Raw genomic sequence first — 14,740 nt, 5'->3', positions numbered from 1 at the left:
GGGTTCTCCATGATGGTGAGTCAGCAGGATAAAATTACCGTTTCACAAACCGGCATCGTCATTACGAATTTTCTGTTGGGAACGGGCATCTTGACGCTGCCGCGGACATCTGCGGAAGCGGTTAAAGCCCCGGATGTCTGGCTTTCTGTTGCATTCGGAGGGCTGGTTGCCATATTAGCCGGTTTCATCATGGTGAAATTAAGCATGGAGTCCCCCGACAAAACGCTATATCAATATAGCCGGGATCTCATTGGCAAGTGGCCGGGAGGACTTTTCACCCTGCTTTTGATTTGTTATTTTCTCGCAACATCAGGTTTCCAAGTCCGGTCTGTCACAGAGGTTATGGGATTTTACTTACTGGAAGAAACGCCGCTTTGGGCGACAGCGATGGTTTTTTTATGGAGCGGAATCTATTTATTAACCGGCGGTATTAACCCGATCGCCCGACTTTATGAAATCGTCTTTCCGATTACTGTTCTCATTTTTCTGATCGTCATTTTTATGAGCGCAAGCATATTTGATATCGACAATTTGCGCCCGGTTCTCGGGAAAGGGATCATGCCGGTGCTTGAAGGAGTCAAGACAACGTCTTTTGCTTATACAGGCATAGAAATCATACTGATCATCGTTCCTTTTATGAGAAAGCCCGAGCAAGCGTTAAAAGCTACTTTGATGGGAATTTCTTTTCCGGTTGTCTTTTATATGATCACCGTCATTATGGTCATCGGTGCACTGTCAATCGATGGAGTGTCGTCACGGACATGGCCGACGATTGATTTGATGCGTAGTTTTGAGATACCGGGTCTGATTTTTGAACGCTTTGAGTCCTTGCTGCTAGTGATATGGATCATGCAAATGTTCTCCAGTTTTACGATCAGCTATTTTGCTGCTGCTTTAGGTTTGTCGCAACTCTTGAAGAAAAGGATGGAACCGATATTATTCAGCTTGCTTCCGGTCATTTATCTCATTGCGATGGCGCCTAAAAATATCAATCAGCTTTTTCAAATGGGAGATCTAATCGGCAACAGCGCCATCTATTTGGTCGGTCTCATCCCGCTAATGCTTCTGGTCATATCGAAAGTGAGGAGGAAAAAGTTTGAAAAAAACTAACACCATCCGTTATTTAACGAGTGTTTTACTATTGTTTCTATTAACCGGATGCTGGAGCAGCCACGAAATTGAAGAGCTCGGCTTAACATTTGCAATGGGGATTGACAAAGGCGAGGAAACCGAACTTGAAAAAAAGTTTGACAAAGTTGGGGGCGATTATCCGAAAAAAGACCGGATCACGATGATCTATCAATACGTGAACGAACAAGCAGCCGGTTCAAAATCGATTGGAGGAAGCACTGATCAAAAAACGTATATCAACGTTTATGAAACTGGAGACTCGCTTCAGCAAATTAACGCTGAAGTAGCATTAAGACAAGACAGGCCTGTATTCAGTCCTCATTTAAAAGTGATTGTCATCGCCGCTGACCTCCTCCGCACCTATTCGCTGTCGGAACTGCTAGATCAGCCTCTCCGCGATAATGAAATCAGGCCGAGCAGTATGGTGCTGGTCACAAGAGGGCGTGCGAGAGACACGCTTGAGCTGAAGGAAACCGGCGAAATGCCGGCGTTTCGTCTGCTTAAAATCGTTGAAAATGAGTATAAAGCGAAAAAAATTCTCCCTCCTGTAACGCTTGCCAAATTGACAGGCAAAATGAGATCAGGAACAAGCTATCTGCTTCAAAATGTCATCGGTACCGATGGAGAAATAAAATATGCGGGAGCAGCCGCAATTAACGGGAAAACCAATAAGCTGATCGGCTATTTGGATGAACACGATTTAGAAGGCGTGATGTGGATCATCGGAAAGGGGATTGGGGGCATGGTTAAAAGCTATGATCCGACAGAAAAGAAGGTGACCGCATTTGGCGTTGAATCGATTAAAAGCAACATCAAACCCATCGTCAAAGGAAACCGCCTGTCTTTTGAAGTGAACGTAAAGTCAGAGGGGTATCTTGCGGAAAACTGGAACACGAAAGAAAAAGCTTTTGATGACAAATTTTTAGAAAAAGTCGAAAAAACAACCGCGAAAACGGTGAAAAAATCGATGGAGGACATTACAAAAAAAATGAAAACCGAATACAAAGCAGATCTTGCCGGATTCGGTAACGAGCTGAGGATCAAGCATCCGAGGCTTTGGGAAAAACTAAAGAAAAATTGGGATGAGACCTTTACCGATATACCGATTACATTTCATGTTCAAATCGCGATTAAAGAATACGGAACTGTTGGGGATCAGTAACAGAAGAACTTCTAATCACGAAAGGCGGAGAAACGCGCAATGATCCGTTCCGAAGATAAAATCACGACTTCTCAGGCAATCGTTGTCTTGGTCAGTTATATTATGGCGGCCGGGATTCTCACCCTGCCAAGAACCGCTGTAGAAGAAGCCGGTACGCCGGATGTATGGATTTCCGTCCTATTAGGCGGACTTGTCACAACGGCAGCCGGAGTGGTTATGACAAAGTTAAGCCAGCATTATCCCGGGCAAACATTTTTTCAATACGGGGGAGACATTGTCGGAAAGTGGCTCAGTATTGTGATCAGCCTGCTTTTCATTGAGCATTTTGTAGCGATTGCTGCTTTTGAAGCAAGAATTCTGGCGGAGGTGATCACCTTTTTTTTGCTGCAGCAAACGCCGATTTGGGCGATCGTCATGTCGATGATGTGGATCGGATTCTATTCAATAAAAGACGGAATGGGGTCGCTTGCCCGTTTGTTTGAAATCATCTTTCCGATTACAATTCTTTTCTTTTTAACCGTGGTATTTATGAGCTTTGGCATATTTGAACTGGATAACCTGCGGCCTGTCTTAGGGAAAGGCATCATGCCGGCATTAAAGGGGACAAAAGCAACAACGCTTTCGTTTATCAGCGCAGAAGTGATGGTATTCCTTTTGGCGTTTATGAAAAAGCCGAAAGATGGTATCAAAGTCGTTGTCATGGGAATCGGCATCGCAATGCTCTTTTATCTAACAACGATCGTATTTGTGATCGGAGGGCTGTCAGTTGACGGGGTGACAGCGATGACATGGCCGGCGCTTGACCTCATCCGCAGTTTTGAAATGCCCGGCTTAATATTTGAACGTTTTGAATCGCTGCTCCTTGTCATCTGGATTATGCAGCTGTTTGCGACTTTTTCCGTCTCATATTACGCTGCATCCCTGGGGCTCTCGCAAATTTTCAAGAAAAAGAGCAGACCGATCATGTTCGGTCTGCTCCCGGTGATGTATTTGCTCGCGATGACGCCAAAAAACATTGATGATGTATTTTCTCTCGGCGACATGATCGGCTATATTGCGGCCGTTTTATTCGGCATTGTGCCGATTCCGCTTTTATTGGTTTCGAAAATGAGAAAAAAGAAGGCAGTGCAAAGCTAGAGGTTCAGCCGGCTTTGTTCACTTCCTTTTTTGCGTTCACTTTCACCCTGTCATTCGGCATGAAGAACACCAGTAAAAAGGCGGCCGCTGCTGGGGAAATCGCCCAAATGAACGTGTGAACAATCGAATTTGATAGCGCTTCGGTGATGTTATGTAAAACATCCGGCGGCAGTGATGCCCGTGCACTTGATAAAATCTGGTCGGCGTCATTCGTTGAGGCGAAATTTGAAGCGCCGCTGCTTTTAAACATATCTTCCAGCTGTTCTGAAAATTGGTTTTTTTGAATCATCCCGAACATACTGGCGCCGATCGTCATGCCGAGAGAGCGCATAAAGTTGCTCGTAGATGTCGCTGAGCCGCGCTGCTCCGGGCCGAAATGATGGATCGCTGCCATGCTTAATACAGAGAAAGAAAAACCGACTCCCAAGCCGACGACGATCATATACATGGTTAATAATAAACGCGGAGTGTCAATGTTAAGCGTGCTTAATAAAGAAAATCCGCTGACGAGAACCAATCCAGAGATGAGCATAATGTTCCGATAGCTCATTTTTGTTGTTAAGAATCCGCCAAGCTGTGCTGATACGACAGAGCCGAGCATCATCGGCAAAAGCACAAGTCCCGAGTTTGTCGCCGAATCTCCGTAAACACCCTGAACAAAGATTGGAATCTGGATGGTCGCTGAAATAAATGTCCCTCCATAAAATAAGGCGACAAGCGTACTGCCGGCAAACAGCCGGTTTTTAAACAGATGAAACGAAATGATCGGTTCACTGGCTTTGCGCTCGATCATGAGGAAGCAAACCAACAAGACGGCTGCACTTCCGAAAAGGGTAAGGATGACATTCGAATCCCAGGCGTATTTCCCGCCGCCGAGCTCCAACGCAAACATGAGGCATACGACCGCCCCTACGAGCGTAATCGCTCCGAGCCAATCAATACGATGCTTTTCATGCTGTTTCGTCTCTTTGTAAAATAGAAGAATGAAAATAAAAGAAACCATACCGAGCGGCAGATTCATATAAAAAATCCAGTGCCAGCTGATGTAGTCAGTGACATAGGCGCCGATGAGCGGTCCGAAAATGCTTGAAAGGCCAAAAACAGCACCGAAAAGTCCAGTGATCTTACCGCGCTTTTCCAGCGGAAAAATGTCAAAGATAATCGTAAAAGCAATCGGAATGAGCGCGCCTCCGCCAATTCCCTGGATCGCGCGGTATATGCTGAGCTGCTCAATGGTTGTAGCCGTTCCGCACAATGCTGATCCCGCCATGAAAACGATGCTGCCAAAAAGAAAAAAAACGTTTTCTGCCATACATATCCGACAGCTTGCCGAATATCGGCATACCGGCCATTTCAGCGACCATAAAGGCAGATACAACCCAGACAAAGCTGTCGAGTCCGCCAAGATCGCCGACAATTGTTCCCATTGCCGTAACAACGATGGTATTGTCCATCGAAGCCATCAGAATGGCAAGCAAAAGTCCTGCTACAACAAATCCTAATTTTTGATTTTGAGTTTGTGACAAATCAATCTATTCTCCTTTAAATAAATTCGTTCTAAAGCAGCGTTTGGCATCGACGCTTCATCCTGTTATGATGATTTATATCAGGAAATAAATATCTTAGCTGCTAAGACATAATGATTTTATAGAAGGGTGTTACAGATGTCAAGAACAAATCATATTGAAGGAAAAGGGCTGGTCAACGAGCTGATACAGCAGTTGAGGTTTCACAGCACAGCAACCGTTTTTCTGCACCAGGCGATCGGCGAGAAAATCGGACTGAACGGAACGGATCATAAATGCCTTGAGATCATCTCGCGGGAAGGTCAAGTAACAGCGGGGGAGCTCGCCGCAAAAAGCGGACTGACAACGGGAGCGATCACAGGAGTGATCGACCGTCTTGAGAAAGCGGGCTATGTCAGACGCATCAGGGATTCGTCCGACAGAAGGCGTCTTTTAGTCGAACTGATCCCGGAAAATCTGGAGACGATATCACATATATTTCATGACTTGGCGCAAGAGTCTGCCGAATTTCTAAGCCGATATTCAGAGGAAGAACTGCAAACCATTATCAAGTTTTTGAAAAACAGCACGGCGTTTGCCGCCGATTATGCCAAAACCTTAAAAAAGACGAAGTGATAAAAGACCGGTTTTGCTGCAACCGGTCTTTTTTGATGTTCATATTTTTTCAATTTGAACTCTTCCTGAAAAGAAAGTTGCACCACCGCCCATATCAGCTAAACGGTCGGGCGTCAGCGCATTGACGAGATAATGCTTCCCTTCTGCATCCGCCCACAATCCCTGGCTGACGGCCACGCCCGGAAGGACGTTTTCTCCGACGGCAGCGGGCAGGATGCATGAGCCGCGGTCATTCCAAACTTTCACCAAATCTCCATTTTCGATGCCCTTTTCTTCGGCATCTTTTATATTTAAGTGAAGTTTCGGCTCCTTTTCTAATTTGATATGTTTTTCATTGTTTGAAAAGGTCGAATTTAAAAAATTGTGATTCGGGCCGGGCACAAATAAAAATGGATACTTGTCCGTTTCAATGAGCGGTGTATGAGTCGGCAGGCCCGGATAGCCGTGCTGCTCCATCATTTTTGAATACAATTCAATTTTTCCGCTAGGCGTCGGCAGTTTATCAGGAAAAACCGTTTTTCGATTTGCTTTGACAAAATGCTTTTCAGTCAGGCTGTCATAGTCAATGCCATCGAGCCACGGATTATCAGGGTAGTCAAGCGCCTGTCTGATCATCTCTTCGTCGGAATCTTTCAGCGGCTCATCATCAAAGCCCATCGCCTCAGCCAAAAGCCTGAATACTTCTGTATTTGACTTGCTCTCGCCGTATTTCTCAATCACAGGCTTCTGAATCTGCGCATAATGGTGCCAATATGATGTATAGAAATCCGTATTTTCGAAAGCGGAAGAAGCCGGCAGGACGATATCGGCGTACCGTGCCGTTTCCGTCAGAAATAGATCGTGAACAACCGTGAATAAATCTTCGCGCTCAAGTCCTTTTCTGACTTTGTTCGCCTCAGGCGCGACAACGGCCGGATTGCTGCTGTACACAAACAGCGAACGGATCGGTGGTTCGGTTTCTAAGAGAGCTTTGCCGAGCTGATTCATGTTGATGACTCTCGGCGTTCTGCCTTTTAATAAATCGGGGCGCTGCAATGCTTTTGTATTATAGGCCAAAAATGCCGTGTTGCCTTTGATCGCTCCGCCTCCTTTTTTCGTCCATTGGCCCGTGATCGCGGGCAGGCACGAGATGGTGCGAACGATCATTCCTCCATTATCATGATGCTGAAGACCGTTGCCGATCCGAATCAATGAAGGGGAGGTGCGGCCGTACAGGCGGGCAAGCTCGATAATATCATTCCGGGATACGCCGGTGACCGCCTCTACTGCGGCGGGGTCGTATTGCCGCACGTGGCGGCGCAGCTCTTCGTGGCCGACTGTAAATTCTTTCAAAAATGATTCATCAGCCAAATGTTCCTTGAATAAAACATGCATGATGCCAAGCGCAAGCGCGCTGTCTGTGCCGGGGCGAATCGGAATAAACCAGTCGGCCATCCGGCCGGTCTGATTTTTATGAACATCGATTACGACGATTTTTGCGCCGTTTTTCCGGGCTTTTTGAGCAATGGTGATTTGATGCATGTTGGTTGAGACCGCGTTGATTCCCCAAAAAATAAACAGTTTTGTCTCCGTTGTATCTTCAGGATCGGTGCCGATGCTTCCGCCCATCGTGTATTTATAGCCGACAGAACCGGCAGGGGTGCAAATCGCCCGGTCAAGCTGGCTGGAACCGAGGCGGTGGAAAAAGCGCCTGTCCATTCCTTCAGCCGTCAAGTTTCCCATATTTCCGTAAAAGCTGTAGGGCAGAATGCTTTCGGGGCCTTCCTGTTCAATGAGCGACTGCCAGCGGGTGCGAATCGTTTCAATCGCTTCATCCCAGCTGATCGGTTCAAACATCCCGGCTCCTTTTGGACCCGTCCGTTTCAGCGGGGTTTTCAGCCGTTTGGGGTCATAAATACGCTCCGTCATATTGCGGACTTTATTGCAAATATTGCCCTGTGTGACCGGATGGTCCGGGTCGCCCTGTATTTTAACGATTTTTCCGTCTTTTTTATGAACGAGCAGCCCGCATTGATCCGGGCAGTCGAGCGAACATACGGATTTGAAAATCCCGTCTTTTTGATCAACATATGACTCCATGGAATCCGTTCCTTTCCGATAAAATGAATATGATTCTAGCATTATATCACAAAATGTCGTCAATTCTGAAAATAAGAGCGGAAGAATCCCGGCAGAAAAAATGATAAAAAAGGATGCCCCGAGGAAGGACATCCTTTAAGTTTTTGGTTATTCTTTATCAAAATCAGGCGCGACCGCTTTTTTAATAAATAAAGCGGTAAAGAAAGCGATACAGCTTAAAGCGAGCGCAAACCAGTAGGCATGGTGAACACCATGAGTCATCGCTTCATGCACGATTTGTTTGCTGGCTGCTTCTTGGCCGGCAAGATAGCTTTTCTGTCCCTGGCTCATGATGCTGACGAACACCGAAACACCGAGTGCGCCTGCAACAGGCTGAAGAGTATTGGAAATTGCCGTTCCATGAGGATATAAATGCTTCGGCAATTCGTTTAATGCATTCGTCTGTGCGGGCATCATGATGGCCGAGATGGACAGCATCAAGATGATGTATACAATAATGAACGCCCAAATCGGCACCGAAGGATTGATCCTGCTGAAGAAAAACATCACGCCGACGAGAACGATCGTACCTGGAATGATGAGTTTTCTCGGGCCGAACTTATCGAACAAAGCGCCCATAGCCGGCGACATGAGACCGTTTAGCAAGGCTCCGGGCAAAAGCAAAAGACCTGCTGCTTTTGCTGAAAAACCGAGCGGCCCTTGCAAATACATCGGCATCACAATTTCGGAAGCGAACATCGCCATAATGACAATCACAAAAAGGCAGACCCCGCGCGTGTAATTTTTATAGGCGAACACACGCACATCAAGCAACGGTTGTTCAAGTTTCAACTGCCGAAGCACGAACAACACGATGCTGATCAGGCTGATGATGATCACACCGATGATCAGAGGGGACTGAAACCCTTCCTGAGCCTCTCCGGCACTGCTGAATCCGTATACGATTCCGCCGATCCCGATGGTTGAGAGTATGATCGATAAAAAATCAGCCCGCGGGCGCGTCGGTTCTCCGACATTTTGCAAATACTTTACCGCAAACAGAATTGAAAATACTGCAAAAGGAATAACGATGATAAACAGCCAGCGCCAGCCGAGGATGTCAACAATAACGCCCGAAAAAGTGGGTCCGATCGCCGGAGCAAACATGATGACCAGTCCGAACGTCCCCATGATTTTCCCGCGGACTTCAGGCCGGTAAATCAGCAAGAGGGCGTTCATAATAATGGGGATCAAGAGTCCCGTACCGACTGCCTGAATCATGCGCCCCGTCAAGAGCATCGGGAAATTCACTGCACAAGCGGCAATGACGGTTCCTGCTAAAAAAATCGACATAACGCCGATAAACATCTGTCTTGTCGTGAACCATTGAATCAATAAAGCGGATATAGGCATTAACACACCCATGACAAGCATAAATCCGGTTGCCAGCCATTGAACGGTCGGGGCATCAACGTGAAAGACTTCCATCAGCTCTGTTAATGCTATGTTCAACAGCGTTTCGTTTAATATTGCAAAAAATGCACCAATCATGAAGGTGACTAATATTGCTTTGGAATTTAAATTTTTCTCCATATCAAACCTCCTGTAATACAATTTACCCAAAAACATGACAACAAATGATATGTAGGACTCCGAATCTCCGGGGTCCTAATTTGCTTTTTTCGTTTTTCATCTTATATAATAACGTGTCTCCACCGCCGTTCATCGTTTTTCTTCATGATTGGCAACTATATGAGTATACTCGGTTTCACCCATATTTACAATAAAATTGTCAGGTTCATCTTTTGAAGTTAACGTATGGATGATTATGAAATGGCAGGGAAGCGCCATGAGAAAAGGCGGGGGAGGAAGGGCATTGATGATCCTTTCGTCAAGCCATTCCGTTATTACAGGTATATTTCACCTGTTTCGCCGGCGGATGTTCTGACTGAAAAGAATCATGCCCGAATCCTTCCCCTGATGGATAAAAAGGTAAGAACTCTCCAAATCTGAAGAGTTCTTTTCATGCATTGCCGACTCCCGTTTTTTGGGCAGCAGCCAGCATTACAATAATTCGATATACCCTTCTGTGCCGTGCACGCGAATTCGCTGCCCATCTTTTATCAGTTGGGTAGCATTCTCCACTCCGACCACTGCCGGCAGGCCATATTCGCGTGCGATAACTGCTCCATGGGTCATCAGTCCGCCAACTTCAGTGACCAGGCCTTTTATGGATACAAATAATGGTGTCCAGCCAGGATCGGTAAAGGAGGTGACTAATATATCTCCGTCTTCCAGATCGGCATTTTCCATGTTTAAAATGACACGCGCTCTTCCTTCTATCACTCCGGAAGAAACAGGTAGACCTACAATCGCATTCGCCGGCAAACTTTCTCGTTTGTAATCACCTGTAATGATTTCACCATCAGACGTGATCACACGTGGCGGGGTTAGTTTTTCATATAATTTGTACTCGTCTTTTCGTATGCTGATGATCTTGTCATCTATTTTTTTTGTGCGAACGGCTTCGTGAAATTCTTCAAAAGTGAGGTAGTATATATCTTCCTTTTCATGAATAACGCCCGCTTGTACGAGTTGATCGGCTTCTTTCAGTAAAGCCTGCTTATAAATGAAGAAGCGGCTGACCATTCCGTATTTTGGATATTCCCGGTAGCCGATGAAATTCCGGATGAGGTCGATCATTCGTTTTGTTTCTTTGGCTTTTTGTTCACCATCCCGTAATGGCTTCAATCGCTCTATTAACTCTTGTTCTTTTTCCAAAGCAACACGCCGCCCTTGCTCAAACTTTCGATTGCCGGCATTAGGCTCAAAGTTCTTCATGTTATTCAGAATCATGGGAACAAGTGTCATTGGTTTTTCACTCCAACGAGCTCTTGTAATATCGATTTCTCCGGCACAGCGCATTCCGTATTTGTCAAGATAAGCATAGATGGCGCCCCTAGCTTCCTGTCCGCCATCAACCTTCACCAGCTCATCCAAAAAGTTATCATCTTTTGCATGCTGCAAATAATCAATCACTTCTGGATAAGGGCGAATCACATCCGCGACATCCATTAGCGCCAGACCCATTTCCGAAGTAATATTACCCGGTACAGATAGAGAAAGAGTATCTGCTGCGTTTTTTTCGCCTAACCACTCGTTCATGTTTTCATTGATCCATGATGTAGCATTTATAGCAGCCATAAACACTGCCGTACTTTGCGGGTCAAATAATATCTTCTTTAATTGCCGGATATCTTCCAGAATAAAATCAAACAAATCCGATCCCGATTTCGCTTGGATATTTTGTTTTAACTCTTCTATCGATGTTTCACTGCGCTTAATCAAATCAGAAACGATTGTCGGATCGTTCTCGAATTGCGCCAGCATATCCGTATTCCCTCTGTCAGGAATCGGTGCTGTTTGATCATTTGGTGACAATTTTATATAATCTCGCTCTATTACGGTCATGAGTGCGCCTTTTATGAGCGGATCGGATCCTACGGTATTTAATAAAGTTTCCCGGCCGATACGTGTAGTAAGCCTAGGCGCAACATCAACAAACAACCTCCCGCCGGCCTTGCGCATAGGTGCTGGAGTAATGAACAGGTAAAAAGACAATCCCAGTGGTTTTATGGGATCCGTCATCATTTGCTGATGACCGACAGATAGATAGACGTGATTTTCTTGATCATTCGCTTCAGGGATCGGGTATAAAGTAGTGATCGGCCGGCTCTGGACAATATAAAATGTATCGCGGTCCAAACACCATTCGATATCTTGCGGCTGGCCGAAATGTGCTTCGATCTGTCTTCCGATGTGTGCCAGTTGTAAAATTTGCCCGTCAGTAAGGGCTTGCGTCTTTTGCTGATCAGGCGTAATCCGCTTTGTCTCTGTTCCGCCTTGTTTTCGCCCATAAATCGCCAATTTCTTGGCTGCTATTCTCTTATCGACGATTTGCCCGTTTTGCACTTTATAACAATCGGCAGAGACCAAGCCGGAGACCAGTGCTTCCCCAAGACCAAAACCGGCATCGATGGATAGCAGTTTTCGGTTTGAAGTAATGGGATCAGCGGTAAATAATATCCCTGAAGCCTGCGGGAAAACCATTCTTTGAATGATAACGGATGAATAAACTTGACGATGGTCAAATCCATTTTGCATGCGGTAGATGACCGCTCGATCCGTAAATAGAGAAGCCCAACATTTGCTGATATGCTGCAAGATCGCATCTTTTCCGATGATATTTAAATAAGTGTCTTGTTGACCGGCAAAAGAGGCGTGCGGCAAATCTTCAGCTGTCGCGCTGGAACGCACAGCATAAGCATGTTCATCGCCAAGCAGGGAGAGATAGCGAGCCACTTCTTTCACAACATTGGAAGGAATTTCGATTTCCATAATGGTATGTCGAATCTTCCTGCTGATTTCACCGATTTGATCTCGATCCTCAACTTTAAGCATTGTCAGTTGATCCAACAAGGCTTGGAACGATTTGTTTTGTTTGATGGCTTTTTGAAATCCTGCTGTTGTGACACAAAATCCGTCTGGCACTTGTATCCCTTGAATTTTTGATAATTCCCCTAAATGCAATCCTTTTCCCCCAACGAGTGGAAGCTGTGTTTTTTCCATTTCGTGAAAACCGAGAACCAAATGACTCATTCTGCATCTCTCCTCCGAAAAAAATTTGACAAGAGCTTTTTAATATGGTAGACTTAAAATGTAAGATGGGATATTTATGTCGTTTAATTGAAAACATGCGTGATTTGATTATATCATCGCGTCTGTTTTTGTGCAATACCAAAAGAACCTGGATGTTATTACCAGGTTCTTTTTTCTTTTCCTCGTGCGAGCAGAAAAAACCTCGATGTCGGCCGGAAAAGTTTGCTATTCGACATAACTTAGGGGCAATTGAATTCATGCGTCCTGCGGATTAGTGCCAGCTGCACCGGCCATTCATTCTTCGCAAGTCGTAATATTTGCAAAAGCGTATTTTATTTTCCTATAATTTAAAACGTGCTATACATAATAGAAAGGAAGTTTTTCATATGCAATCCTTACAAAACAAAACCGCTCTGATTACAGGAGGGGGAAGAGGAATCGGCCGCGCCACAGCGATTGCCCTCGCAAAAGAAGGCGTACATATCGGCCTTATCGGCCGTACAGCTGCGAATCTTGAAAAAGCGGCAGAGGAATTGAAGGCGTTCGGTGTAAAAGTATCTGTAGCCGCAGCTGACGTAAAGGATTTAACAGCTGTAGAACGTGCAGTCCAATCCGTCAAAGAAGAGCTTGGACAAATCGATATTCTCATTAACAATGCCGGGATCGGCGGGTTTGCAGGATTTCTTGAGCAATCTCCCGAAGAATGGGAAAATATTATCCAGGTTAATCTGATGGGGGTTTACAATGTAACACGCGCCGTTCTGCCTGAAATGATTGAAAGAAAAGCCGGCGATATCATTAATATTTCTTCTACAGCCGGCCAAAGGGGAGCAGCCGGCACAAGCGCCTACAGTGCGTCTAAGTTCGCTGTGCTCGGGCTGACCGAATCGCTGATGCAGGAAGTCAGAAAGCACAATATCCGCGTGAGCGCCCTTACACCAAGCACGGTTGCGACGGATTTGGCAATCGACTCAAAATTGACAGACGGCAATCCGGAACGCGTCATGCAGCCTGAAGATCTGGCGGAATACATGGTTGCCCAGCTCAAACTGCATCCGCGCATTTTCATTAAATCAGCCGGCATGTGGTCTACAAATCCTTAAACAGCAGGGAAAGGACAGGTTTGTAACAGCCTGTCCTTTTTTTTCGCGCTATTTTTGTGAAAGTTGTACGGGGAGATGGCGGACGCCGAAAACAAACGGACTTTGAATCGCTTCAAGCTCCTTAGAGCTGTCCCTTTCCATGTATGCGCGCCGCAGCAAGTAATCGAGCGCGACTTTCGCTTCAAGCCGGGCGAGGGGAGCGCCGAGGCAAAAATGGATGCCGAAGCCGAAGCTCATATGAGGGTTTGATTTGCGATCAAGCTTGAAGCTGTCAGGATCGTCAAACTTAAGTTCGTCACGATTCGCTGAAGCGACCCAGCTGATCACTGTAGAACCCTTTGCAATCCTCACGCCTCCGATATCAACGTCTTCTGCCGCCGTGCGGCCGATCGCTTGCACGGGCGGATAATAACGCAGCATTTCTTCAACAAAGACAGGGACGAGGGACGGATCTTGTCTTACGGCTTCCTGTGTGATTTTATCTTCTGTGAGATAGCGGACGCTGTTTGCGATCAAGTTGGTTGTCGTCTCATTGCCTGCGACCAAAAGAATGATGCAAAAATGAAGCAGTTCTTCTTCTGTCAGCGATTTGCCGTCAACTTCCGCCCGCAGTAAAAGCGAAATCAGGTCGTCTTTTGGCTCTTTTTTGCGCTGCTTGATAATGTTTTTAAAATAATCCGCCAAAAACCGATTGCCTTCTTCACGTCGTTTGTACATCCGTTCGGCGGCTTCAGCCGAGCGGTCTTCCGCACCTGCGACAAGGATGTCTGAATAATGTTTAAACATGAGGCGGTCTTCAGCCGGAACGCCTAAAAGTTCAGCGATGATAATGACGGGAAGAGGAGCAGCCAAGTCATCCACCACATCAAACAATTCTTTCTGTTTCGCTTCGTTAAATAAAAAAGCCGTCACTTCTTCGATATGCGGTTCAAGCTCTTTCACCGCTTTCGGCGTAAAAGCTTTATTAACGATGGCTCTCATTTTTGTGTGTCTCGGCGGGTCCATTGTTAATATACTTTTTCCTTCCATATTACCGCCGCGTTTTGAAGAGAAGAGCTTCGGGTTTTTTAACACGAATTGAACGTCTTCATAAGAAAAGATATCAAAGCATTTTCGCTCATCATCGTAACGCACAGGAGACGTCTTTCTGATCCGGTTATAAATCGGAAACGGAAACAGCCGGTCATTACTCGAGCTGATTTCTTTCATCGGAATCCAATTGGCATAATGCTTGCTTGATTGAAGTGAATTTGAATTTGCCACAGTCAACTCTCTCCTTTAAATGAAACGTTTATACTTTATGAGCCGGTTCAATCTTAACGTTATCACTATTTTTATAACGGTTTCAA

Annotated in this window: 9 protein-coding genes and 1 pseudogene; 5 read left to right on the top strand and 5 right to left on the bottom strand. The window is 45.7% G+C overall.

What is annotated here, in order from left to right; genetic code table 11:
* Window positions 1-9: 9 nt before the first annotated feature.
* From MKY62_RS10760 to MKY62_RS10750, 3 genes are read left to right on the top strand one after another with little or no spacing between them, the layout of a single operon-like run.
* Window positions 10-1,110, top strand: coding sequence for a spore germination protein (locus MKY62_RS10760; protein ID WP_003182514.1), 1,101 nt, complete (start codon window positions 10-12; stop codon window positions 1,108-1,110).
* Window positions 1,097-2,293, top strand: coding sequence for a Ger(x)C family spore germination protein (locus MKY62_RS10755; RefSeq protein ID WP_003182512.1), 1,197 nt, complete (start codon window positions 1,097-1,099; stop codon window positions 2,291-2,293). The genes MKY62_RS10760 and MKY62_RS10755 overlap by 14 nt, the downstream gene beginning before the upstream one ends.
* Window positions 2,294-2,332: 39 nt before the next feature.
* A complete protein-coding gene (locus MKY62_RS10750; RefSeq protein ID WP_003182509.1) occupies window positions 2,333-3,430 on the top strand; it encodes a spore germination protein in 1,098 nt (365 codons plus the stop codon).
* 4 nt (window positions 3,431-3,434) lie between these two features.
* Here MKY62_RS10750 and MKY62_RS10745 read toward each other — a convergent pair.
* Window positions 3,435-4,893: pseudogene (locus MKY62_RS10745) on the bottom strand (MDR family MFS transporter).
* A gap of 201 nt (window positions 4,894-5,094) precedes the next feature.
* Between MKY62_RS10745 and MKY62_RS10740 the strand changes: the two are divergent.
* Complete coding sequence (locus MKY62_RS10740; protein WP_003182504.1) at window positions 5,095-5,571, top strand: MarR family transcriptional regulator; 477 nt, start codon at window positions 5,095-5,097, stop codon at window positions 5,569-5,571.
* 39 nt (window positions 5,572-5,610) lie between these two features.
* Here the strand turns inward: MKY62_RS10740 and MKY62_RS10735 are convergent, their stop codons facing one another.
* The 3 genes from MKY62_RS10735 to ppsA all read right to left on the bottom strand — a co-directional run bounded on the left by MKY62_RS10735 (window position 5,611) and on the right by ppsA (window position 12,288).
* Window positions 5,611-7,650: a molybdopterin oxidoreductase family protein gene (locus MKY62_RS10735; protein ID WP_003182502.1), complete on the bottom strand. Its 2,040-nt coding sequence runs from the start codon at window positions 7,648-7,650 to the stop codon at window positions 5,611-5,613.
* 147 nt (window positions 7,651-7,797) lie between these two features.
* Window positions 7,798-9,222 carry an MDR family MFS transporter gene (locus MKY62_RS10730; RefSeq protein ID WP_003182500.1) on the bottom strand — a complete coding sequence of 475 codons (1,425 nt, stop codon included), beginning with the start codon at window positions 9,220-9,222 and terminating at the stop codon, window positions 7,798-7,800.
* Between the two features lie 471 nt (window positions 9,223-9,693).
* Window positions 9,694-12,288 (bottom strand): phosphoenolpyruvate synthase, encoded by a 2,595-nt coding sequence (ppsA, locus tag MKY62_RS10725; RefSeq protein WP_003182498.1) that lies wholly within the window; start codon window positions 12,286-12,288, stop codon window positions 9,694-9,696.
* Between the two features lie 386 nt (window positions 12,289-12,674).
* On the opposite strand from ppsA, the gene MKY62_RS10720 reads away from it, so the two are divergent.
* Window positions 12,675-13,391 (top strand): 3-ketoacyl-ACP reductase, encoded by a 717-nt coding sequence (locus tag MKY62_RS10720; protein ID WP_003182496.1) that lies wholly within the window; start codon window positions 12,675-12,677, stop codon window positions 13,389-13,391.
* A 48-nt stretch (window positions 13,392-13,439) separates the two neighbouring features.
* On the opposite strand, the gene MKY62_RS10715 is transcribed toward MKY62_RS10720, so the two are convergent.
* The gene (locus MKY62_RS10715; RefSeq protein ID WP_003182494.1) at window positions 13,440-14,654 is read right to left on the bottom strand and encodes a cytochrome P450; all 1,215 of its coding nucleotides are present in this window, start codon (window positions 14,652-14,654) and stop codon (window positions 13,440-13,442) included.
* Between the last annotated feature and the right edge of the window lie 86 nt (window positions 14,655-14,740).

The sequence above is a fragment of the Bacillus sp. FSL R7-0646 genome, from assembly GCF_037969865.1.
GTDB classification, from domain to species: Bacteria; Bacillota; Bacilli; order Bacillales; family Bacillaceae; genus Bacillus; species Bacillus licheniformis.
The sequence above is the reverse complement of the archived record's forward strand: the minus strand, read 5'-3'. Positions and strand labels throughout refer to the sequence as shown.

Bases quoted from the DNA above. Each gene is read 5' to 3' on its own strand.
- MKY62_RS10750 (WP_003182509.1), top strand. From the start codon at position 2,333: ATGATCCGTTCCGAAGATAAAATCACGACTTCTCAGGCAATCGTTGTC.
- MKY62_RS10730 (WP_003182500.1), bottom strand. From the start codon at position 9,222: ATGGAGAAAAATTTAAATTCCAAAGCAATATTAGTCACCTTCATGATT.
- MKY62_RS10735 (WP_003182502.1), bottom strand. From the start codon at position 7,650: ATGGAGTCATATGTTGATCAAAAAGACGGGATTTTCAAATCCGTATGT.
- MKY62_RS10720 (WP_003182496.1), top strand. From the start codon at position 12,675: ATGCAATCCTTACAAAACAAAACCGCTCTGATTACAGGAGGGGGAAGA.
- MKY62_RS10740 (WP_003182504.1), top strand. From the start codon at position 5,095: ATGTCAAGAACAAATCATATTGAAGGAAAAGGGCTGGTCAACGAGCTG.
- ppsA (WP_003182498.1), bottom strand. From the start codon at position 12,288: ATGAGTCATTTGGTTCTCGGTTTTCACGAAATGGAAAAAACACAGCTT.
- MKY62_RS10760 (WP_003182514.1), top strand. From the start codon at position 10: ATGATGGTGAGTCAGCAGGATAAAATTACCGTTTCACAAACCGGCATC.